The organism is Citrobacter sp. Marseille-Q5395, assembly GCF_947057495.1.
GTDB lineage: Bacteria > Pseudomonadota > Gammaproteobacteria > Enterobacterales > Enterobacteriaceae > Citrobacter > Citrobacter murliniae.
In genome coordinates, this window is record NZ_CAMSEL010000009.1 from 130,342 (window position 1) to 152,365 (window position 22,024).

Sequence of the window (22,024 nt, forward strand, 5' to 3'; positions counted from 1 at the left end):
TGATAGGTAATTCACCAGCATGGGCTGAAGAAGAAGTAGATTCTATCAGGTTGGATGTATACGCCAGGTTGGTAGCATCAGCTTGCAAGATCATATTAGAGGGCGGGCCGGTGATTGATCTTGCCTCCGTCAGCAAGAAAGATGTCAATGAAGTGAGCTTAGGCGCGCCTGTCCCTGAAGGTCGCGAGACGATTAATGCATCCATCAGCCAGTGTGGGCAAAACGGTCAGTACACATTGACGTTTAGCGGAATGCCGGTCAGTAATTACCCAAATGCAATAGCCAGCAGCGGCGAAGCCGAGGGCGTAGCGCACTACCTGAAATATGTTGACTCCACCGGGGCTTTTTATCCGGACGGCACATTTCTTGGCGATGGTGAGCCATCGTCACTGCACTATATAGATACCACCAAAGACGTTAAGTTTCAGCTTGAGGCCGGATATATGCGCATTGGTGACACAGTTACCAGCGGGAAAACGGCCACTACCGTTACCGTTGAAATCAAGCAAAATTAACGAGCTTTGGTGTAATTATATTTTGGTTTTCGAGGAAATAAGCAATGAAGGGAATTCAAAAAATCATTATCGGTATGCTATTAGGCGCATTCACCTTATCCAGTGCCTATGCCAACGTGTCGTTAATGGGAACGCGGGTCATTTATAACGGCGCGAAAAAAGAGGCATCCATTAACCTGGAAAACCCTGACAGTTCTCCTTATTTAGTACAGTCATGGGTTGAGATGCCGGATGGTAATAAAGCGCAGAAAGCGCCATTTATCATTACACCGCCGTTGTTCCGCCTTGACCCTAAGCAAAAGAATGTACTGCGCATTATTCTCACCACCCCACTGCCAGAAAATAAAGAATCTTTATTCTGGCTGAATGTTAAAGGCATACCCAGCGAGTCAAAAGCGGACAACAGCATTCAGATCGCGATAAATACGGTAATTAAATTAATTTACCGTCCAAAGTCATTAGATAACTTCATTCCGGCTAACCAAAAAAATAAACTCACCTGGCAACGCAGCGGAAATCAGATTCAGGTGAACAATGCTTCCGCCTACTATTTTAACTTCAGCAAAATAACCGTCGCTGGCAAAAAGGTGGAACACGTCACCTATGTGGCCCCAGGCGAAAGTGCCCGTTTTGATTTACCGAAAGGCGTAACCGGGGGAGATGTATCGTTCGCAATAATAAATGACCAGGGTGGTGTTGGCGAAGATTTCCATACACATATTTGACTGATGGATTAGTTATCCTTATTGATGGATGGTTGACATGAAAATAATAACCACATCTGCGCCGCTTCATAAAACCCAGCTGGCGCTGGGAATTATGCTGGCCTGTGGATTAAGCTGTACACCTATTTACGCGGCTGAAAACAACACGGATACGAAAAAGGCGATGTCCACGCCTTCGCGTTTCAACTCGGCATTTTTTAAGCACTCCGGCTCCGGCGAGATGCCGGTAGATCTCTCGGTATTTGAAAAAGGCGGTCAGCCTCCTGGCAACTATCGCGTTGATATTTTGGTCAACAAGCGTCGGGTTGATACCCAGAATATAAACTTCTCCGTTGATAATGACGGCCAGCTAACCCCTTGCCTCAGCGTCGCGCAGCTAAAAAAATACGGCGTCAATGTTTCCGCCTACCCTGCGCTGACGCAGAAAGGCAATGACTGCGCGAATCTGCTGGCGATTGAAAGCCTCTCCACCCTCTTTGATTTTAATAAACAGCAATTACAGATAAGCGTTCCGCAGGCAGCGCTGGCCAACGACATCCGGGGATATATTCCACCGGAAGACTGGGATGAAGGTATCAACGCGCTGATCCTCAACTATGACTTCACCGGCGATGAAACCCGCCAGCGACACGGCGGCGACATATCTGATAGCCGGTACGCCAACCTGCGGCCGGGGATGAATATCGGTGCCTGGCGTATCCGCAACTACTCGACGTGGAACCATAATGACGACGGCAGCGAGGAATGGGATTCTGCGTACACGTATGCCCAGCGCAATATTCCGGCCTGGGGTAGCCAACTGACCCTTGGCGAGAGCATGACCAATTCCGATGTGTTTACCAGTGTGCCGTTTACCGGTGCGCAAATCGAAAGCGACGATAGCATGCGGCCCGACTCGCAGCGTGGCTACGCACCGGTAGTACAGGGGATTGCCCGTACTAACGCGCAGATTATCGTCCGGCAAAACAATTACGTTATTTATCAGAATTATGTCTCTGCGGGTGCGTTCTCCATCAAGGACTTGTACTCAACGGGCGGCTCCGGGGATTTATACGTTACGGTAAAAGAGCAGGATGGCTCAGAACAGAACTTTGTCGTGCCGTACGCATCGTTGGCCAACCTGCAGCGTGAAGGCACGCTGGATTATGCAATAACCACCGGGCGCTATCGCCCGGATGATTCAGGGGTGAATGAAACGTCGTTTACCCAGGCCTCGGCGAGCTACGGCCTGCCCTGGGGGCTAACCCTGTACGGCGGTGGGCAGTTCGCCAGCCATTACCAGTCGCTGGCCATTGGGCTGGGTAAAAATATGGGGGGCTGGGGGGCGCTGTCTGTGGATGTCACGCAATCCTGGGGTACGCCAGAAGAACCGATTGATGAAGAGGTAAAAGAGAGCGGGCAATCATCACGCATTCGCTACAGCAAATCTATCCAGGAAACGGGCACAACCCTCACCATGGCAGGATACCGCTACAACAGTGACGGTTACTATGAGATGGCGGACATCCTCGATACCTGGGGTAACAGCGGCCCTATCCTTCCTGACCGGCGTCGTAACCGGGGTGAAATCAGCCTGAGCCAACCGTTTGGCGGTAACTTTGGTTCAATATCCGGCTCGCTGGTACGCGAGGATTACTGGAACACCGGGCAACAGATGAACTCCTGGCGGGTAAGCTGGAACAACCACTGGCGCGCGGTGAGCTACAGCCTGGGCTACAGCTACAACAAGAACACCCAATCCTATGACCGGCGCGAACGCTACAGCAAAGATGAAGTCTTCTCGCTGAGTATCTCCGTACCGCTGGAAAAACTGCTGCCGAAGTCATGGGCGACCTACAGCATGAACTCAACCAAAGGTGGCGACACGGTTCACTCTGCCACACTTAGCGGCTATGCCCTGGAAGGCGACGCGCTGAACTGGAGTGTGCAGCAAGGTTACGTCGACGTTGACGACGACGATAACACCTATAACGGCAGCCTGCGCGCAACCTACAACGGGACCTACGGTACAGTTCAGGGCGGCTACAGTTACGATGATTATAGCAAAAGGACCGACTACGGTATGTCGGGGTCGGTGATCGCTCACGCCAACGGGGTAACGCTGGCACAGGAGATGGGTGAAACCAACGCGCTGGTGAAAATTCCAGGAGCGTCCGGTGTGCGGGTAGCGAATAACGACGGGGTTCGTACCGACTTCCGGGGGTATACGGTGGTGAACACCATGACGCCATACCGTGAAAACGAAGTGAATCTGGATACCGAAACGCTGCCGGAAGATATCGATCTGACAGAAACCAGCCAGACGCTGGTGCCAACGCGAGGCGCGCTGGTGCGGGCAGAATACAAGGCAAATGTCGGTGAAAGAGCGCTGGTGACCTTGCTGCGCAGCAACGGCAGCGTAGTGCCGTTTGGTGCGATGGTGACACAGGAAAGCGGCGCCGGGCAAAGCGCGATTGTCGGTAATGATGGCGAGGTGTACCTCGCAGGGCTGATTGATAACACCACGCTGCTGGCGAAGTGGGGCAATAATCAATCCTGTCGCATGGTGTACCACAGTGCGGCGACACCGCCGGTCACCGGGGTAACGATAGCCAAAGGAGAATGTAAATAATGAAAGGGAAGCTGGTTTTACTCATGGTGGGCGCGCTGGCAGTAGGATGCTCCCAGAGCGCGTTGGCGGACTGTAAAGTTGATAATCCGGGAGTAATTGAAGGCTTATATAACGGGAATGTGTGGCTGGATTATACAAAGCACGACGCTCCGGACCCGATGATAGTCTCATATGAAGTGGGTGACGGCTTTGCCAGTCGTGTCAAGTGTAATAAAGATGGCGGGTGGATAGAGCTGGAGATGGTGTCCCCCAACGGCCCTGCGGGGGTGTACGATGCGCAGCAAACATCGGTTCCCGGCGTCGGGGTGAAGCTTACGGCAGATATTGCAAAGAATGACTTTTCCGGCACGGAAAGTGTGGTGTTAACCAACGGGTCGTTTACCTCCAGGCGTTGGGAGATTCCTGCCTCAGAGGACACCTTACCTCGGTACTTCACTGTTGCCAAATACCCGATGTATGAGTTTTGGGCTATTGGCCCTAAGGACCCAAAAGCCGGGTCGTTTGGCGGGCAACCCATACTTAAAGTGCGCGCAGGGGGAGACGGGGGTCTCCTTAATGACTCAGTGGTCTTCGGTTTTAGTAGCACTTCCCAGACTATTGCAACATGCAATGTACCATCGACATCGGAGCTTAGCTTTACTATGCGAACCGTCATGGCCAACCATTTGGCAGAGGACCCAGGCGAACACGATGGTCTTGGAAGGCTTAACTCAACGAAGGTAACTCAAGTGATAGGACCTTTTAGGTGCGACAGCGATCTGAATGTGCAATTCACAATCAGTGATACGGGCAATCTTCATCCGGGGATGGATAACGTTCTGGATTCAGTAAAAGGTGACGGTTACACAGAGGGGCTCGGCGCCACATTCCGGTACAAAATTAATGAGGATGGAGAAACGGGCGAAGAGAACAAAGTCGATGTGATATTCGGCCAACCGATGTATTTGCGGAATGGCGATATCGACTCTGTCTCACCGAGGCTTTCGTTTTATCTCTTCGCCTACTACTACCGATTTGGCGACATAAAACCCGGCCAGTTTCAATCCACTGCGGTGTTGAACATTAAAATTCAGTAATGCGCGAGGGACACGCTATGAACAATTATTTATTCAAATACTCTGGCGCTGCGCTTCTTCTGTGGGTCAGTTGTCTGCCGCCTTCTCTGGCAGTGTATGGGTCGCAATTGCAAAAGGGGGATGGGGTCGATATTCCCATCAGCGTCACTGGGGTGATTAAGGCCTCCTGTGACATTAAGGGCAATGAAGAAATTATGGATCTCGATATGGGCGAGGTGGCAATACAGCCAACCTTTAATTGGGTCTCATTTAACAACCGCACGCTCACCATAACCGGGGACTGTGTGAAAAACGGTCGGGATGGCAACGGGGCTATTATCCGTTTTGAAGGCCAAATGGTTGACGGCGATAATGGCACTGTTTTCGCCAATGAGCTGGATGATGCGTATGATGAGAATCCGGCGAAAGGCGTCGGGGTACAAATGAAGGTGATGGGCACGGGAGGGGATATTAGTGACGGTGCGATTCGCAATCTCGCTGCTTACACGCTACCGGCCGCGAGCGGAAGCGATGATTCTATCGTGTTAACCTTTGCCGGGAAATTAACCTATCTGACCGACCAGTCGGCGGCGGTACCGGGGAATGTCAGAGCCAATATTTACATGACGCTGATTGTTCCCTGAACCCGGTTAGCGTCCCCTCGTATAAAACATATGGCCCGGAGAGTATCCGGGCCATTTTTTACGCCGCATTACGGCTCAAATGGCCGCCGCTGGAATTGGTCATGCCCACACTTCGGGCAGCGCGGCAGCACGTCCGGCGTGTACACCGCTAAATGGAAGTGGCATTTCTCGCACACCAGATTGCCCAGCCCCACCACTTCACCGCTGTGATACACGCCGTGATGGCTCAGATCCTGGAATACCTCACGCCACTCCAGCTGCGTTTTATCGGTAATATCCGCCAGCTCCTGCCAGATGCTCTCCTTAATAACCCGCAGGAAAACGCTGTCAGTCTCCTCGTCGAGACTCTCTTCATAACTCAGCGCAAACTCTTCCAGATCGCGCCTGACGGCCCGCGTCAGCTCATCGATTTCGGTTCGCGTTAACTCCCCGGTCTGCATAACGCGCTGGCGCGCCTGGTCTACCAGCGCATCAATGTCGCGTTCGCCATTGCGCAGACGTTCGCTAAGTGACGCCACCAGTTCACGGTAATATTGAGCAACCTTGTTCATCGCTTCGCCTCCTGGGTCGTTAACTGTCTATAATAATAGACGTTATTTACGAAACGCTTTGCAAGACTGTCCACAGAGTATGTAAATTCGTGCAAGATTTATCCTTGCGAGAATTCAATGCTGAATGCGCGAAAGGCTGTTTTGACGCGGGCGTTTGGGCTATGCTATGCGGATCTGAAACACCACATCTAAAGCTACGTTTGTAGCTGTATTGAAAACAGGACCACTGGCTGCCATGCAAGAGCAATACCGCCCGGAAGAGATAGAATCCAAAGTACAGCTTCACTGGGATGAGAAGCGCACATTTGAAGTTACCGAAGACGAGAGCAAAGAGAAGTATTACTGCCTGTCTATGCTTCCCTATCCTTCTGGTCGACTACACATGGGCCACGTACGTAACTACACCATCGGTGACGTGATCGCCCGTTACCAGCGTATGCTGGGCAAAAACGTCCTGCAGCCCATTGGTTGGGATGCGTTCGGCCTGCCAGCTGAAGGCGCAGCGGTTAAAAACAACACTGCCCCGGCACCATGGACGTACGACAACATCGCCTACATGAAAAACCAGCTCAAAATGCTGGGCTTCGGTTATGACTGGAGCCGCGAGCTGGCGACCTGCACCCCGGAATATTACCGCTGGGAACAGAAGTTTTTCACCGAGCTGTATAAAAAAGGCCTGGTGTACAAGAAAACCTCTGCGGTCAACTGGTGCCCGAACGACCAAACCGTACTGGCGAACGAGCAGGTTATCGACGGTTGCTGCTGGCGCTGCGATACCAAAGTTGAGCGTAAAGAGATCCCACAGTGGTTTATCAAAATCACCGCTTACGCTGACGAACTGTTGCGCGACCTGGATAACCTGGATCACTGGCCTGACACCGTGAAAACGATGCAGCGTAACTGGATCGGTCGTTCTGAAGGCGTGGAAATCACCTTCGATGTCACCGGTTATGACAACACGCTCACCGTTTACACCACCCGCCCGGACACCTTTATGGGTGCCACTTATCTGGCGGTTGCAGCGGGTCACCCGCTGGCGCAGAAAGCGGCGGCAAACAATCCGGAACTGGCTGCTTTCATCGACGAATGCCGCAACACCAAGGTTGCCGAAGCCGAAATGGCAACCATGGAGAAGAAAGGCGTCAACACTGGCTTTAAAGCGATTCACCCGCTGACTGGCGAAGAGATCCCGGTATGGGCGGCGAACTTCGTGCTGATGGAATACGGCACGGGTGCTGTAATGGCCGTTCCTGGCCACGATCAGCGCGACTACGAATTTGCCACCAAATACGGTCTGAACATTAAGCCGGTCATTCTGGCTGCTGACGGTTCAGAACCGGATCTGTCCGAACAAGCTCTGACTGAAAAAGGCGTGCTGTTCAACTCAGGTAAATTTGACGGTCTGTCCTTTGAAGACGCGTTCAACGCCATTGCCGACGAACTGGTCGCTAAAGGCGTTGGTGAGCGCAAAGTCAACTACCGTCTGCGCGACTGGGGTGTTTCCCGTCAGCGTTACTGGGGCGCGCCGATCCCGATGGTTACTCTGGAAGATGGCACCGTACTGCCAACCCCGGAAGATCAACTGCCGGTTATTCTGCCGGAAGACGTGGTCATGGACGGTATCACCAGCCCGATCAAAGCCGATCCTGAGTGGGCGAAAACCACCGTTAACGGTATGCCTGCGCTGCGTGAAACTGACACCTTCGACACCTTTATGGAATCTTCATGGTACTACGCGCGCTATACCTGCCCGCAGTATCAGGAAGGCATGCTGGACTCTAAAGCCGCGAACTACTGGCTGCCGGTTGACATCTACATTGGCGGTATTGAACACGCCATCATGCACCTGCTCTACTTCCGCTTCTTCCACAAACTGATGCGTGACGCGGGCATGGTGAACTCTGACGAACCAGCGAAACAGTTGCTGTGTCAGGGCATGGTGCTGGCAGATGCCTTCTACTACGTTGGTGCAAACGGCGAACGTAACTGGGTTTCTCCGGTCGACGCGATCGTTGAGCGCGACGAAAAAGGCCGTATCGTTAAGGCGAAGGACGCGGAAGGTCATGAGCTGGTGTATACCGGCATGAGCAAAATGTCCAAGTCTAAAAACAACGGTATCGACCCGCAGGTGATGGTTGAGCGTTACGGCGCGGACACCGTACGTCTGTTTATGATGTTTGCCTCTCCGGCTGATATGACCCTGGAATGGCAGGAATCTGGCGTTGAAGGGGCAAACCGCTTCCTGAAACGTGTCTGGAAACTGGTTTATGAGCACACCTCCAAGGGTGATGTTGCCAGCCTGAACGTTGAAAGCCTGAGCGAAGATCAGAAAGCTCTGCGCCGTGACGTTCACAAAACTATTGCTAAAGTTACCGATGATATCGGCCGTCGTCAGACCTTTAACACCGCGATTGCGGCAATTATGGAACTGATGAACAAGCTGGCGAAAGCACCGACCGAAGACGAACAGGACCGCGCCCTGATGCAGGAAGCGTTGCTGGCCGTTGTACGTATGCTGAACCCGTTCACCCCTCACGTTTGCTTCACCTTGTGGCAAGCGCTGAAAGGCGAAGGCGATATCGACAACGCGCCATGGCCTGTTGCTGACGAAAGCGCAATGGTCGAAGACTCTACGCTGGTTGTTGTCCAGGTTAACGGTAAAGTACGTGGCAAAATCACCGTTCCGGTAAACGCCACTGAAGAGCAGGTTCGTGAACGTGCTGGCCAGGAACACCTGGTGGCAAAATATCTTGATGGCGTTACCGTACGTAAAGTGATTTATGTACCAGGTAAACTCCTCAATCTGGTCGTTGGCTAAGCGCGGGAGGAAGCGTGCGACATCTGACAACATTGTTGTTATCCCTGGTGGTGCTGGTCACCGCCGGGTGTGGCTGGCATCTGCGTAGTACCACGCAGGTGCCCCCCACGATGAAAACTATGATTCTGAACTCAGGCGATCCGAACGGCCCCTTAAGCCGCGCGGTACGTAATCAGCTGCGTCTTAACGGCGTGGAGTTGCTTGAAGACGGTTCAATGCGTAAAGATGTCACGTCCTTACGTCTTGGTACGGTCAGCATCTCTCAGGATACGGCGTCTGTGTTCCAGAACGGTCAAACGGCTGAATACCAGATGGTGATGTCAGTCAATGCCTCGGTATTGATTCCTGGACATGATATTTATCCGATCAGCGCTAAAGTCTATCGTTCGTTCTTTGACAACCCACAAGCGGCACTGGCGAAGGATAACGAGCAGGATATGATCATCAAAGAGATGTATGACAAAGCAGCCGAACAGTTGATTCGTAAGCTGCCAAGCGTACATATCGCCGATGCTCAGTCATCCAGTGATGATGTACAGCCTGCGGTGACGAAAACAGCAGCGCCAGCATCTTCTCCGGCGCGTGTTTCCACCACGCTGGGTAACTGATGCTCAAGTTGTACCCTGAACAACTCCGCGCACAGCTCAAAGAAGGGCTGCGCGCGGCGTATTTACTACTGGGCAACGATCCCCTCCTGTTACAGGAAAGCCAGGACGCGATTCGTCTGGCTGCCGCTACGCAAGGGTTCGAAGAACACCACGCTTTCACCATCGACACCAGCACCGACTGGGGCGCTATTTTTTCACTGTGCCAGGCAATGAGCCTGTTTGCCAGCCGTCAGACTTTGCTCCTGCAGTTGCCCGAAAATGGTCCAAATGCAGCGATTAACGAACAGCTTGCCACGCTCGTCACCCTGCTCCATGACGATCTGCTGCTGATTGTTCGCGGCAATAAGCTGACCAAAGCGCAGGAAAATGCCGCATGGTATAGCGGACTGGCAAGCAATGCGGTCCAGATCAGTTGCCAGACACCAGAGCAGGCACAGCTTCCGCGCTGGGTTGCTGCAAGGGCGAAGCAAAATAACCTGCAACTGGATGACGCCGCCAACCAGCTATTGTGCTATTGCTATGAAGGCAATCTGTTAGCGCTGGCACAGGCGCTGGATCGATTATCATTACTCTGGCCCGATGGCAAACTCACGCTTCCGCGCGTGGAGCAAGCCGTTAACGATGCCGCGCACTTTACCCCCTTCCACTGGGTGGATGCGCTGCTGATGGGCAAAAGCAAACGCGCGTTGCACATTTTGCAGCAGTTGCGCCTTGAAGGTAGTGAACCGGTCATTCTGCTGCGAACTCTGCAGCGTGAACTATTGCTGCTGGTAAATCTTAAACGCCAGTCTACCCATACGCCGTTACGCACATTGTTTGATAAACATCGGGTGTGGCAAAATCGTCGTGGCATGATGGGAGATGCGCTAAATCGGCTGTCTCCTGAGCAGCTACGTCAGGCAGTGACGCTGCTAACACGTACGGAAATAACGCTTAAACAAGACTACGGTCAGTCAGTATGGGCTGAGCTTGAGGGACTTTCCCTTTTGCTGTGCCATAAACCACTGGCCGATGTATTTATTGATGGTTGATATGAAATCATTGCAGGCTCTGTTCGGTGGCACCTTTGATCCGGTGCATTATGGTCATCTTAAACCCGTTGAAATTCTGGCTAATCTGATTGGCCTTTCCCGGGTCATCATCATGCCTAATAATGTGCCGCCCCATCGTGCACAACCTGAGGCCTCCAGTGCACAGCGTAAGCATATGGTTGAACTGGCAATCGCCGATAAACCATTGTTTATCCTGGATGAACGTGAATTGAAACGTGATACCGCCTCCTATACCGCACAGACGCTAAAAGAGTGGCGCGCGGAGCAAGGTCCGGAGGTTCCGCTGGCCTTTATTATTGGTCAGGACTCGCTGCTCACCTTCCCTTCCTGGCACGACTCCGACACCATCCTGGACAATACCCACCTCATCGTATGTCGACGTCCGGGGTATCCGCTGGAAATGGTTCAGGAACGGCATCAACAATGGCTGGAACGTCATCTGACCCACACGCCAGATGACTTACACAACCTTCCCTCAGGAAAGATTTATCTGGCAGAAACGCCGTGGTTCAATATTTCCGCCACGCTTATTCGCGAGCGTATCGAAAAGGGCGAGCCATGCGACGACTTATTGCCCGGTTCCGTTCTGGACTATATCAATCAGCAAGGGTTGTACCGTTAAGCGTGAGGCTTAATGCCGCCAGCAGACGGTTATTCTCCTCCTCACCACGAACAGCTACCCGGTAATAACGCGCATCCAGCCCCGGGTAGTTAGCGCAACTGCGGATCAAAATATGCTGCTCGAGTAGCGATCTTTGCAGATCAATACCAGCCCGATCGCAACGCAACAGGCGATAATTTGCCAGACCAGGATAAACCGTTAAACCGGGCTGATTTTTCAACTGCTGATCAAAACGCTTCCCTTCTTGCTCCAGCCATTTCCATGTTGCCTGTTGATAGGCGCTATCCCGCAGGATCATCTCTCCCGCAAGGGCGGCAAATGCATTGATTGACCAGGGCATTTGCCGACTGCGCATGTGCGCGACGGCCTGCTCATTGCTGTTGATCAGATACCCCAAACGCAGTCCAGGGATCGCATAAAACTTGGTTAGTGAGCGCAGTACCCAAATATGTGGATTCGCTTGCAACAGCGGGATGAATCCCTGCTCACCAGCAATAAAATCAATAAACGCTTCATCAAGGATCAGGGCAATTCCGAGGGTTTCACAACGTTTTGCAATCTCTTGTAGCAGGTGATTATCAGGCAACAGCCCGGTAGGGTTGTTGGGCGTACAGAGAAAAAGGCAGTCCAGTTGCGGCGTTAACGTATCGAGAATGGCATCAGTAAGCTGCCAGCCGTCTTCTTCACGCAACGCAAATTCATGTATTGCGCATTCACCCCATTGCAGCGCCCGGCGGTATTCAGCAAATCCTGGGATAACGATCATCGCATGGCGCGGCTTCAGGCTATTAACCAGCGTAAAGATTGACTCTGTTTCACCGTTTCCGGCGAGGATCCACGAGGACGGAATGTGGTGATGCTCCGCCAGTGCAGCGTGCAGATGGGCGTATTCGACATCCGGGTAACGTTCAGCGCAATCCAAATTGTCGATCAGCGCGCGTTTTAAACTTGCTGGCATACCCAGCGGATTAATATTCGCGCTAAAATCCAGCAATTGCTCAGGCGGGATGCCCAACAATGCTGCGGCTTCTCGTGTGTTCCCGCCATGCGCGCTCTTCAATAAAGACATCGTGCCGCTCCACTTAAAAAAGAGTATTTTATTGAAAAATCTCTGCGCAATCAGGGCAAACATCATATTTTGTGCGAATAGCCTCACGAGGAAACAATGAGACTTTGGTTAGTACGCCACGGAGAAACCGAAGCCAATGTGGCCGGGTTATACAGCGGCCATGCGCCTACGTCGTTGACTGAGCGGGGAATTGCTCAGGCCAAAACGTTATCGACGCTGTTACGCAACGTTCCTGTTGAACACGTGCTGTGCAGTGAACTTGAGCGAGCTCGCCATACGACACAGTTGATCCTGGCGGATCGCGACGTTCCGCTACGTATTATGCCTGAGCTAAACGAGATGTTCTTTGGCGACTGGGAAATGCGTCATCATCGCGACCTTGCGCGTGAGGACGCAGAGAATTACGCCATATGGTGTAACGACTGGCAAAATGCAACGCCGACCAATGGCGAAGGATTTCAGGCGTTTTCACAACGCGTTGAACGGTTTATTGCACAACTGGCTGATTATAAAGAAAGCGAGAACCTGCTTGTGGTCAGCCATCAGGGTGTTTTGAGCGTGTTGATCGCCCGTCTTCTGTCAATGCCTGCGGCGTCAATGTGGCATTTTCGCGTCGAACAAGGTTGCTGGAGCGCGATTGATTTCTGTGACAGTTTTGCCGTGCTGAAAGTCCTGAACAGCCGGGCAGTTTGGCACGAAGGTGAGTGAAAGCTCTGTTTTTTCTGCTCAGGAGCCTTTCGCCCATTGACACCCCATGACAGGCTGCTATTCTCCGCAGCCTGACTTTTCCCGCCCTTCAGAGCTTTGCAGAAATTGTTTTACAAAAATGGCGATGCATTCTGTTGCGTGGGGTGGGATGATAGCGCACTTCAAAAGCGCTTTCGGAGACATTTGTCCCGATATCGCCTCTGGTTCAGGTATACTAACAGACGTTTTTAACTCTTTTCACCCAGGGGGAACACTTGCAGGGTAAAGCACTCCAGGATTTTGTAATCGACAAAATTGATGACCTGAAAGGTCAAGACATCATCGCCTTAGACGTTCAGGGCAAATCCAGTATCACTGACTGCATGATTATCTGCACTGGCACGTCCAGCCGCCATGTCATGTCAATCGCTGACCACGTTGTTCAGGAATCCCGCGCAGCTGGCCTGTTGCCGCTTGGCGTAGAAGGCGAGAACGTAGCTGACTGGATCGTTGTTGACCTCGGCGATGTGATTGTCCACGTTATGCAGGAAGAGAGCCGTCGCCTGTACGAACTGGAAAAACTCTGGAGTTAATGCGTGAAGCTGCAACTTGTCGCTGTGGGTACAAAAATGCCTGACTGGGTGCAAACCGGGTTTACGGAGTATCTCCGCCGGTTTCCAAAAGACATGCCCTTTGAGCTTATCGAAATCCCGGCAGGAAAACGCGGCAAGAACGCGGATATAAAACGCATTCTCGACAAAGAGGGTGAACAGATGCTGGCTGCCGCAGGCAAAAATCGCATCGTCACCCTCGATATTCCCGGAAAACCCTGGGATACGCCACAGCTGGCAACCGAGCTGGAACGCTGGAAACTGGATGGTCGTGATGTCAGTCTCCTGATTGGCGGACCGGAAGGGCTGTCCCCAGCCTGTAAAGCCGCAGCGGAACAAAGCTGGTCACTCTCTGCATTAACCCTTCCTCACCCGCTTGTTCGGGTACTGGTAGCAGAGAGTCTATACAGGGCGTGGAGCATTACCACCAACCATCCATATCACCGTGAGTGATCATTGAGTCTTGAGTAGATTAAGCAGCGGATGAAACTACAGAATTCTTTTCGCGACTATACGGCTGAGTCCGCGCTGTTTGTGCGTCGGGCGCTGGTTGCTTTTTTGGGGATTTTGCTGCTCACCGGTGTGCTGATCGCCAACCTTTATAATCTGCAAATCGTTCGTTTCACTGATTATCAGACCCGCTCAAACGAAAACCGTATCAAACTGGTGCCTATCGCGCCCAGCCGCGGCATCATTTATGACCGCAACGGCATTCCCCTCGCCCTAAACCGCACCATCTATCAAATAGAAATGATGCCGGAGAAGGTCGATAACGTTCAGCAAACGCTGGACGCGCTACGGAGCGTGGTTGATCTGAATGACGACGATATTGCCGCCTTTAAGAAAGAGCGTTCACGTTCCCATCGCTTCACTTCAATCCCTGTGAAAACAAACCTGACGGAAGTGCAGGTGGCGCGATTCGCCGTTAATCAGTACCGTTTTCCTGGCGTCGAAGTAAAAGGTTACAAACGCCGTTACTATCCCTACGGCTCAGCGCTGACTCACGTTATTGGCTACGTATCAAAGATCAACGATAAAGACGTTGAACGCCTGGATAAAGACGGCAAGCTGGCCAACTATGCTGCCACCCACGATATTGGCAAACTGGGTATCGAGCGCTATTACGAAGATGTACTTCACGGCCAGACCGGTTATGAAGAAGTTGAAGTAAACAACCGTGGTCGCGTCATTCGCCAGTTAAAAGAGGTCGCACCGCAGGCCGGGCATGATATTTATCTCACGCTTGATTTGAAGCTTCAGCAGTATATCGAAACGCTGCTGGCGGGTAGCCGCGCCGCCGTTGTCGTAACAGACCCGCGCACCGGTGGTGTACTGGCGCTGGTTTCAATGCCCAGCTACGATCCTAACCTGTTTGTAGATGGTATCTCCAGCAAAGATTATTCAGGGTTACTTAACGATCCCAATACCCCGTTGGTTAACCGCGCGACGCAAGGTGTTTACCCCCCTGCTTCAACGGTTAAACCTTACGTGGCGGTCTCCGCGTTAAGCGCGGGCGTGATTACCCGTAATACCGGCCTGTTCGATCCAGGCTGGTGGCAGTTGCCCGGCTCTGAAAAACGCTACCGTGACTGGAAAAAGTGGGGCCATGGTCATCTGAATATCACCCGCTCTCTGGAAGAGTCGGCAGATACGTTTTTCTATCAAATCGCCTATGATATGGGGATAGATCGACTTTCGGAGTGGATGAGTAAATTTGGCTACGGCCATTACACTGGCATCGATCTCGCCGAAGAGCGCGCAGGTAACATGCCTACCCGCGAATGGAAGCAAAAACGGTTTAAAAAGCCGTGGTACCAGGGTGATACAATTCCGGTCGGTATCGGTCAGGGCTACTGGACAGCAACCCCTATCCAGATGAGTAAGGCGCTGATGATCCTTATCAATGACGGCATGGTCAAAGTCCCACATCTGCTGATGAGCACAGCGGAAAACGGCAAGCAAGTGCCGTGGGTACAGCCGCATGAACCTCCCGTCGGTGACATTCACTCCGGTTACTGGGAAATCGCCAAAGACGGTATGTACGGCGTAGCTAACCGCCCCAACGGTACCGCACACAAATATTTTGCTGGCGCACCGTACAAAATTGCCGCGAAATCCGGTACTGCGCAGGTCTTTGGTCTGAAAGCCAACGAAACCTATAATGCGCATAAAATCGCCGAACGTTTACGCGACCATAAGCTGATGACGGCATTCGCGCCCTACGATAAACCTGAGGTCGCCGTCGCGATGATCCTCGAAAACGGTGGCGCCGGTCCGGCTGTAGGTACGCTCATGCGCCAGATCCTTGACCACATTATGTTGGGCGACAACAACACCAATCTGCCTGCGGAAAACCCAGCGGTTGCAGCAGCTGAGGACCAATAATCGTGACGGATAATCCGAACAAAAAGACATTCTGGGATAAAATTCATATCGATCCCACTATGTTACTCATTTTGCTGGCACTGCTGGTTTACAGCTCGCTGGTTATCTGGAGCGCCAGCGGCCAGGATATTGGCATGATGGAGCGCAAGGTAGGCCAGATCGCGATGGGTCTGGTGATCATGGTGGTAATGGCGCAAATCCCCCCCAGGGTTTATGAAGGCTGGGCGCCCTATCTCTATATCATCTGTATCATCCTGCTGGTCGCGGTGGATGCATTCGGCGCGATTTCCAAAGGCGCGCAGCGTTGGCTCGATTTGGGCATCGTGCGTTTTCAACCCTCTGAAATTGCCAAGATTGCCGTTCCACTGATGGTGGCTCGCTTTATTAACCGTGATGTTTGTCCGCCATCGCTGAAGAATACCGCCATTGCGCTGGTATTGATTTTCATGCCTACCCTGCTGGTTGCCGCGCAACCTGACCTGGGAACCTCTATCCTGGTTGCCCTTTCCGGTTTGTTCGTTCTGTTCCTGTCAGGCTTAAGCTGGCGTTTAATCGGCGTCGCCGTTGTACTGGTCGCAGCGTTTATCCCGATACTCTGGTTCTTCCTGATGCATGATTACCAGCGCCAGCGTGTAATGATGCTTCTCGATCCAGAAACCGATCCGCTGGGTGCGGGTTATCACATTATTCAGTCTAAAATTGCTATTGGTTCCGGCGGTCTGCGCGGTAAAGGCTGGCTACACGGAACGCAGTCACAGCTGGAGTTTTTACCCGAGCGTCATACGGACTTTATCTTTGCCGTTTTAGCCGAAGAGCTTGGCCTGGTCGGGATATTAATACTGCTGACGCTGTACATTCTGCTGATTATGCGCGGATTATGGATCGCTGCCCGAGCGCAAACGACCTTTGGTCGCGTCATGGCTGGCGGTTTAATGTTGATATTATTCGTTTATGTCTTCGTAAATATTGGTATGGTGAGCGGTATTCTGCCCGTTGTAGGGGTTCCACTCCCACTGGTCAGTTACGGAGGCTCTGCACTGATAGTGCTGATGGCCGGGTTCGGGATTGTCATGTCGATCCACACCCATAGAAAAATGTTGTCGAAAAGCGTGTAAGGGGTACGCAATGCGTAAGCAGTGGCTTGGAATCTGCATCGCAGCAGGAATGCTCGCGGCATGTTCGAATGATGATGGTCAGCAACAGGTTGCTGTCGCGCCGCAGCCTGCGGTGTGTAATGGTCCGATTGTTGAAATCAGCGGGGCCGATCCGCGCTTTGAACCCCTGAACCCGACGGCGAATCAGGATTATCAGCGTGACGGTAAGAGTTACAAGATAGTCCAGGATCCCTCTCGCTTCAGCCAGGCCGGTCTGGCTGCTATTTACGATGCGGAACCAGGTAGCAATTTAACCGCTTCAGGGGAAGCGTTCGATCCGATGCAGTTGACTGCGGCGCATCCGACACTACCGATCCCAAGCTATGCCCGGGTAACTAACCTGGCCAATGGCAGGATGATCGTGGTGCGCATTAACGATCGCGGCCCTTATGGTAACGATCGCATCATCTCTCTTTCGCGTGCATCCGCCGATCGCCTGAACACCTCGAACAACACCAAAGTGCGCGTAGATCCTATTATCGTCGCGCCGGATGGTTCTTTGTCAGGACCCGGCATGGCCTGTACGACTGTTGCGAAACAAACATACGCCCTGCCCTCACGTCCAGATTTGAGCGGTGGTGGCAGTATGCCTTCCGCGCCGGATGCAGGTCAGCCGCAAACGGATATCCGCCCTATCAGTAATTCAACGCTGAAAAGCGATGACCCAACCGGCGCGCCGGTTAATAGCGGTGGTTTCCTCGGTGCACCAACGACGCTCGCCGCTGGTGTGCTGGAAGGCAGCGAACCAACGCCTGCTCCACAGCCCACTGTCGCTACGCCAGTCACCTCAACCGCTCCGGTATCCGCTCCCGCTGCCGCCGTCACTCCTGCGGCAACAGCCAACGGGCGTTATGTGGTTCAGGTTGGTGCCGTCAGTGAGCAGAGCCGCGCGCAGCAGTATCAGAAACGTTTAAGCCAGCAGTTTGGTGTTCCGGGCCGTGTGGTACAAAACGGTGCCGTTTGGCGTATTCAGATGGGGCCGTTCGCCAGCAAAGCTGAAGCCTCTACGTTGCAGCAACGTCTTCAATCCGAAGCACAATTACAGTCCTTCATCACCGGCGTGTAGTAACGTAAACCAGGTATCCGAGTTGTCAATTTCTGTAAATGACATTAACAAAGTCACGCGGAAAGTCGGATGCCTGTAAGTTACGCATTTGCTATAGTAGGGCACTTTTTTTAATTTCATCACGGACGTCGTAGTTCAGACCATGAAGACCACTTTTTCCGCTCGTTTCGTGCAGCGCATGGCGCTCACCGCGGCTCTCTGCGCAGCCTCTCTCTCTGCTGCCCATGCCGATGACCTGAATATCAAAACCATGATCCCGGGCGTTCCGCAGATCGATGCGGAGTCGTATATCCTGATCGATTACAATTCAGGCAAAGTTCTGGCAGAACAAAATGCTGACACACGCCGCGATCCCGCCAGCCTGACCAAAATGATGACCAGCTACGTCATCGGCCAGGCAATGAAAGCAGGCAAGTTCAAAGAAACCGATCTGGTCACCGTCGGCAATGACGCGTGGGCTACAGGAAACCCGGTATTTAAAGGTTCATCCCTGATGTTCCTCAAGCCGGGTATGCAGGTTCCCGTTTCACAGCTGATCCGTGGGATTAACCTGCAATCAGGTAACGATGCCTGTGTAGCAATGGCCGATTTCTCTGCCGGTAGCCAGGATGCTTTCGTCGGTCTGATGAACAGCTATGTGAATGCGCTGGGGCTGAAAAACACCCACTTCCAGACCGTTCATGGCCTGGATGCTGAAGGTCAGTACAGCTCTGCACGCGATATGGCGTTGATTGGTCAGGCACTGATTCGCGACGTGCCTAATGAATACTCTATCTATAAAGAAAAAGAGTTCACTTTTAACGGCATCCGTCAGCTAAACCGTAACGGTCTGCTGTGGGATAACAGCCTGAATGTTGACGGGATTAAAACCGGTCACACCGATAAGGCTGGTTATAACCTCGTGGCATCGGCAACCGAAGGTCAGATGCGTCTGATCTCCGCAGTCATGGGTGGTCGCACCTATAAAGGCCGTGAAACCGAAAGCAAAAAACTGCTAACCTGGGGCTTCCGTTTCTTTGAAACCGTAAATCCGCTGAAAGTCGGCAAAGAGTTCGCTTCTGAACCAGCCTGGTTTGGTAATACCGATCGTGCATCGTTAGGCGTTGATAAAGATGTCTACCTGACTATTCCGCGCGGCCGTATGAAAGACCTGAAAGCGAGCTATGTTCTGAATACAACTGAACTGCATGCTCCGCTGCAGAAAAACCAGGTTGTCGGCACTATTAACTTCCAGCTGGATGGGAAAACCATTGAACAACGTCCACTGGTTGTACTGCAGGAAATCCCGGAAGGTAACTTCTTTGGTAAAATCATTGATTACATTAAATTAATGTTCCATCACTGGTTTGGCTAAAAATTGAACACTTGAAAGTGTGATTTACGTCCCCATATACTAGGTATCCAGATAACTCCCACTCAGCGTGGGAGTTATTATTTTTTGATGTAACGCCGGAGCTGACATGAAAACCAAACTTAACGAACTGCTTGAATTCCCTACTCCATTTACTTACAAAGTAATGGGGCAGGCGTTGCCTGAGCTGGTTGATCAGGTGGTTGAAGTGGTACAGCGCCATGCGCCAGGTGATTACTCCCCGACGGTAAAACCGAGCAGCAAAGGCAACTACCACTCGGTCTCTATTACGATCACTGCTACGCACATTGAGCAGGTTGAAACACTGTACGAAGAATTAGGCAATATCGACATCGTTCGTATGGTGCTGTAAAAGCCTGTCGGTTACCCGGAGCACTCCGCTCGGGTAACCTCTCTCCCCCACCCCTGTGATATACTTTTCCCCTCTTTTACATTCTCTACTCTGAATTTCGAGTTGCAGCAAGACGGTAAGACAGCGAATCCCCGGGAGCTTATTCAAGTAAGTGACTGGTGTGAGTTAGCGCCAACACCCTACCTGCCACTTGAAAGACGACGAGTATCTACGGAGATGCCGTTTTGTATCAGGATAAAATTCTTGTCCGCCAGCTTGGTCTTCAGCCTTACGAGCCAGTCTCTCTGGCCATGCACGAATTCACCGATACCCGCGATGAAAACAGCCATGACGAAATCTGGCTGGTAGAGCATTATCCTGTCTTTACTCAGGGTCAGGCAGGTAAAGCAGAGCACGTACTGATGCCGGGGGATATTCCGGTTATCCAGAGCGACCGTGGCGGTCAGGTGACATACCACGGACCAGGCCAGCAGGTTATGTATGTTCTGTTGAACCTGAAGCGACGTAAGCTGGGTGTACGCGAACTGGTCACGCTGCTGGAAAACACTGTTGTTAACACCCTTGCTGAAATGGGCATCGACGCTCACCCGCGAGCCGACGCGCCAGGCGTTTATGTTGGTGAAAAGAAAATCTGCTCGTTAGGGTTACGTATCCGTAAAGGATGTTCATTTCACGGTTTAGCGTTAAATGTGGATATGGATTTGTCACCTTTCCAGCGCATCAATCCTTGCGGCTATGCCGGGATGGAGATGGCGAAGGTATCGCAGTGGGATAGTAATGCAACAACAGAGAGCGTCCGCCCTCGCTTGTTAGCAAACATCTTAGCGCTGCTGGGCAACCCGCCTCATGAATATATATCGGACTAAACGTGCGCATTGAAGGACCTGGATATGACAGGTCATACGATCAAAGTGACGTCTGAAAAGCGGGGCATACTTTGCCACAGCAAATGTTGGGCAAATGGCACAAAACAACAACTATTTTACATTTTGCCAGCCTGTCAGGCTGCTTTATGGCCCGTTTCAATGATATACTGCATATCACTAATTCAAAAATAGTTGATAAATACAACATTCCCTTGAATTGAAACGCTTTCCTTCGTTATTCGCAACTGGAACACGCACGCTATGAGTAAACCCATTGTGATGGAACGCGGTGTTAAATACCGCGATGCCGATAAGATGGCTCTTATCCCGGTAAAAAATGTGGCAACAGAGCGCGAAGCCCTGCTGCGTAAACCGGAATGGATGAAAATAAAACTTCCAGCGGACTCCACTCGCATCCAGGGCATCAAAGCAGCAATGCGCAAAAATGGCCTGCACTCTGTGTGCGAAGAAGCTTCCTGCCCTAACCTGGCTGAATGTTTCAATCACGGAACCGCAACCTTTATGATCCTCGGCGCAATTTGTACCCGCCGGTGTCCGTTCTGTGACGTTGCCCATGGACGTCCGGTTGCCCCTGATGCCAACGAACCATTAAAACTGGCTCAGACAATTGCAGACATGGCGCTACGCTATGTAGTCATCACCTCAGTCGACCGTGACGATCTGCGTGATGGTGGCGCTCAGCACTTTGCTGACTGCATCACTGCTATCCGTGAGAAAAGCCCTACGATTAAAATCGAAACGCTGGTACCGGACTTCCGTGGTCGTATGGATCGCGCGCTGGATATCCTTACGGCAACCCCGCCAGATGTATTCAACCACAACCTCGAGAACGTGCCGCGTATTTACCGCAACGTTCGTCCGGGTGCTGATTACAACTGGTCGCTGAAACTTCTGGAACGTTTCAAAGAAGCGCATCCGGAGATCCCAACCAAATCAGGTCTGATGGTGGGTCTGGGTGAAACCAATGCCGAAATCATTGAAGTTATGCGCGATCTGCGCCGTCATGGCGTAACGATGTTGACGCTGGGGCAGTATTTGCAGCCAAGCCGTCACCATTTGCCGGTTCAGCGCTATGTTAGCCCGGATGAGTTTGATGAAATGAAAGCCGAAGCAATGACGATGGGCTTTACCCATGCCGCCTGCGGTCCGTTTGTTCGCTCTTCTTACCATGCAGATATGCAGGCAAAAGGGCTGGAAGTTAAGTAATCGCGTAATACTCGCTTACATTTCAGCAATAAAA

At 52.1% G+C, this 22,024-nt stretch carries 21 protein-coding genes; 19 read left to right on the top strand and 2 right to left on the bottom strand.

Going from position 1 to position 22,024, the window contains the following annotated elements:
* Positions 1 to 110 precede the first annotated feature (110 nt).
* From OH663_RS11695 to OH663_RS11715, 5 genes are read left to right on the top strand one after another with little or no spacing between them, the layout of a single operon-like run.
* Positions 111 to 515, top strand: coding sequence for a fimbrial protein (locus tag OH663_RS11695; protein WP_231593082.1), 405 nt, complete (start codon positions 111 to 113; stop codon positions 513 to 515).
* Between the two features lie 44 nt (positions 516 to 559).
* Positions 560 to 1,240 carry a fimbrial biogenesis chaperone gene (locus OH663_RS11700; protein WP_045441045.1) on the top strand — a complete coding sequence of 227 codons (681 nt, stop codon included), beginning with the start codon at positions 560 to 562 and terminating at the stop codon, positions 1,238 to 1,240.
* 37 nt (positions 1,241 to 1,277) lie between these two features.
* On the top strand, positions 1,278 to 3,851 hold the full coding sequence (locus tag OH663_RS11705) for a fimbria/pilus outer membrane usher protein (protein WP_200010561.1): 2,574 nt from the start codon (positions 1,278 to 1,280) through the stop codon (positions 3,849 to 3,851).
* On the top strand, positions 3,851 to 4,927 hold the full coding sequence (locus OH663_RS11710) for a hypothetical protein (RefSeq protein WP_200010560.1): 1,077 nt from the start codon (positions 3,851 to 3,853) through the stop codon (positions 4,925 to 4,927). The genes OH663_RS11705 and OH663_RS11710 overlap by 1 nt, the downstream gene beginning before the upstream one ends.
* A 17-nt stretch (positions 4,928 to 4,944) precedes the next feature.
* Positions 4,945 to 5,550, top strand: coding sequence for a fimbrial protein (locus OH663_RS11715; RefSeq protein WP_200010559.1), 606 nt, complete (start codon positions 4,945 to 4,947; stop codon positions 5,548 to 5,550).
* A 68-nt stretch (positions 5,551 to 5,618) separates the two neighbouring features.
* Here OH663_RS11715 and OH663_RS11720 read toward each other — a convergent pair whose 3' ends face one another.
* Positions 5,619 to 6,101 (bottom strand): zinc ribbon-containing protein, encoded by a 483-nt coding sequence (locus tag OH663_RS11720; RefSeq protein WP_200010556.1) that lies wholly within the window; start codon positions 6,099 to 6,101, stop codon positions 5,619 to 5,621.
* Positions 6,102 to 6,336: 235 nt separating this feature from the next.
* On the opposite strand from OH663_RS11720, the gene leuS reads away from it, so the two are divergent.
* Genes leuS through nadD form a run of 4 tightly spaced genes read left to right on the top strand, consistent with a single transcriptional unit; the run spans position 6,337 to position 11,201 of the window.
* On the top strand, positions 6,337 to 8,919 hold the full coding sequence (leuS, locus tag OH663_RS11725; protein ID WP_200010554.1) for a leucine--tRNA ligase: 2,583 nt from the start codon (positions 6,337 to 6,339) through the stop codon (positions 8,917 to 8,919).
* 14 nt (positions 8,920 to 8,933) lie between these two features.
* Positions 8,934 to 9,527 (top strand): LPS assembly lipoprotein LptE, encoded by a 594-nt coding sequence (lptE, locus tag OH663_RS11730; RefSeq protein WP_048221864.1) that lies wholly within the window; start codon positions 8,934 to 8,936, stop codon positions 9,525 to 9,527.
* Positions 9,527 to 10,558 (top strand): DNA polymerase III subunit delta, encoded by a 1,032-nt coding sequence (gene holA / locus OH663_RS11735; RefSeq protein WP_045441039.1) that lies wholly within the window; start codon positions 9,527 to 9,529, stop codon positions 10,556 to 10,558. The genes lptE and holA overlap by 1 nt, the downstream gene beginning before the upstream one ends.
* A gap of 1 nt (position 10,559) precedes the next feature.
* Positions 10,560 to 11,201 carry a nicotinate-nucleotide adenylyltransferase gene (gene nadD / locus OH663_RS11740; RefSeq protein WP_136345291.1) on the top strand — a complete coding sequence of 214 codons (642 nt, stop codon included), beginning with the start codon at positions 10,560 to 10,562 and terminating at the stop codon, positions 11,199 to 11,201.
* Here the strand turns inward: nadD and cobD are convergent.
* Positions 11,176 to 12,270, bottom strand: a complete 1,095-nt coding sequence (cobD, locus tag OH663_RS11745; protein WP_200010552.1) for a threonine-phosphate decarboxylase CobD — start codon at positions 12,268 to 12,270, stop codon at positions 11,176 to 11,178. The genes nadD and cobD overlap by 26 nt on opposite strands.
* 96 nt (positions 12,271 to 12,366) lie before the next feature.
* On the opposite strand from cobD, the gene OH663_RS11750 reads away from it, so the two are divergent.
* The 10 genes from OH663_RS11750 (at position 12,367) to lipA (ending at position 21,990) form a co-directional block, all read left to right on the top strand.
* Positions 12,367 to 12,978, top strand: a complete 612-nt coding sequence (locus OH663_RS11750; protein ID WP_200010550.1) for an adenosylcobalamin/alpha-ribazole phosphatase — start codon at positions 12,367 to 12,369, stop codon at positions 12,976 to 12,978.
* A gap of 254 nt (positions 12,979 to 13,232) precedes the next feature.
* A complete protein-coding gene (rsfS, locus tag OH663_RS11755) occupies positions 13,233 to 13,550 on the top strand; it encodes a ribosome silencing factor (RefSeq protein ID WP_045441037.1) in 318 nt (105 codons plus the stop codon).
* Between the two features lie 3 nt (positions 13,551 to 13,553).
* Positions 13,554 to 14,021, top strand: coding sequence for a 23S rRNA (pseudouridine(1915)-N(3))-methyltransferase RlmH (rlmH, locus tag OH663_RS11760; protein WP_003022725.1), 468 nt, complete (start codon positions 13,554 to 13,556; stop codon positions 14,019 to 14,021).
* 30 nt (positions 14,022 to 14,051) lie between these two features.
* Entirely contained in the window at positions 14,052 to 15,953 is a 1,902-nt protein-coding gene (gene mrdA, locus OH663_RS11765; protein WP_045441036.1) for a peptidoglycan DD-transpeptidase MrdA, read from the top strand.
* A 2-nt stretch (positions 15,954 to 15,955) separates the two neighbouring features.
* A complete protein-coding gene (gene mrdB, locus OH663_RS11770) occupies positions 15,956 to 17,068 on the top strand; it encodes a peptidoglycan glycosyltransferase MrdB (protein WP_045441035.1) in 1,113 nt (370 codons plus the stop codon).
* A gap of 10 nt (positions 17,069 to 17,078) precedes the next feature.
* A complete protein-coding gene (gene rlpA, locus OH663_RS11775) occupies positions 17,079 to 18,173 on the top strand; it encodes an endolytic peptidoglycan transglycosylase RlpA (RefSeq protein ID WP_200010548.1) in 1,095 nt (364 codons plus the stop codon).
* A 142-nt stretch (positions 18,174 to 18,315) separates the two neighbouring features.
* Entirely contained in the window at positions 18,316 to 19,527 is a 1,212-nt protein-coding gene (dacA, locus tag OH663_RS11780; RefSeq protein WP_045441033.1) for a D-alanyl-D-alanine carboxypeptidase DacA, read from the top strand.
* Between the two features lie 106 nt (positions 19,528 to 19,633).
* Positions 19,634 to 19,897, top strand: a complete 264-nt coding sequence (ybeD, locus tag OH663_RS11785) for a DUF493 family protein YbeD (RefSeq protein ID WP_003022706.1) — start codon at positions 19,634 to 19,636, stop codon at positions 19,895 to 19,897.
* A 224-nt stretch (positions 19,898 to 20,121) separates the two neighbouring features.
* Positions 20,122 to 20,763 carry a lipoyl(octanoyl) transferase LipB gene (lipB, locus tag OH663_RS11790; protein ID WP_045441032.1) on the top strand — a complete coding sequence of 214 codons (642 nt, stop codon included), beginning with the start codon at positions 20,122 to 20,124 and terminating at the stop codon, positions 20,761 to 20,763.
* A 261-nt stretch (positions 20,764 to 21,024) separates the two neighbouring features.
* A complete protein-coding gene (gene lipA / locus OH663_RS11795; protein WP_200010546.1) occupies positions 21,025 to 21,990 on the top strand; it encodes a lipoyl synthase in 966 nt (321 codons plus the stop codon).
* Positions 21,991 to 22,024 lie beyond the last annotated feature (34 nt).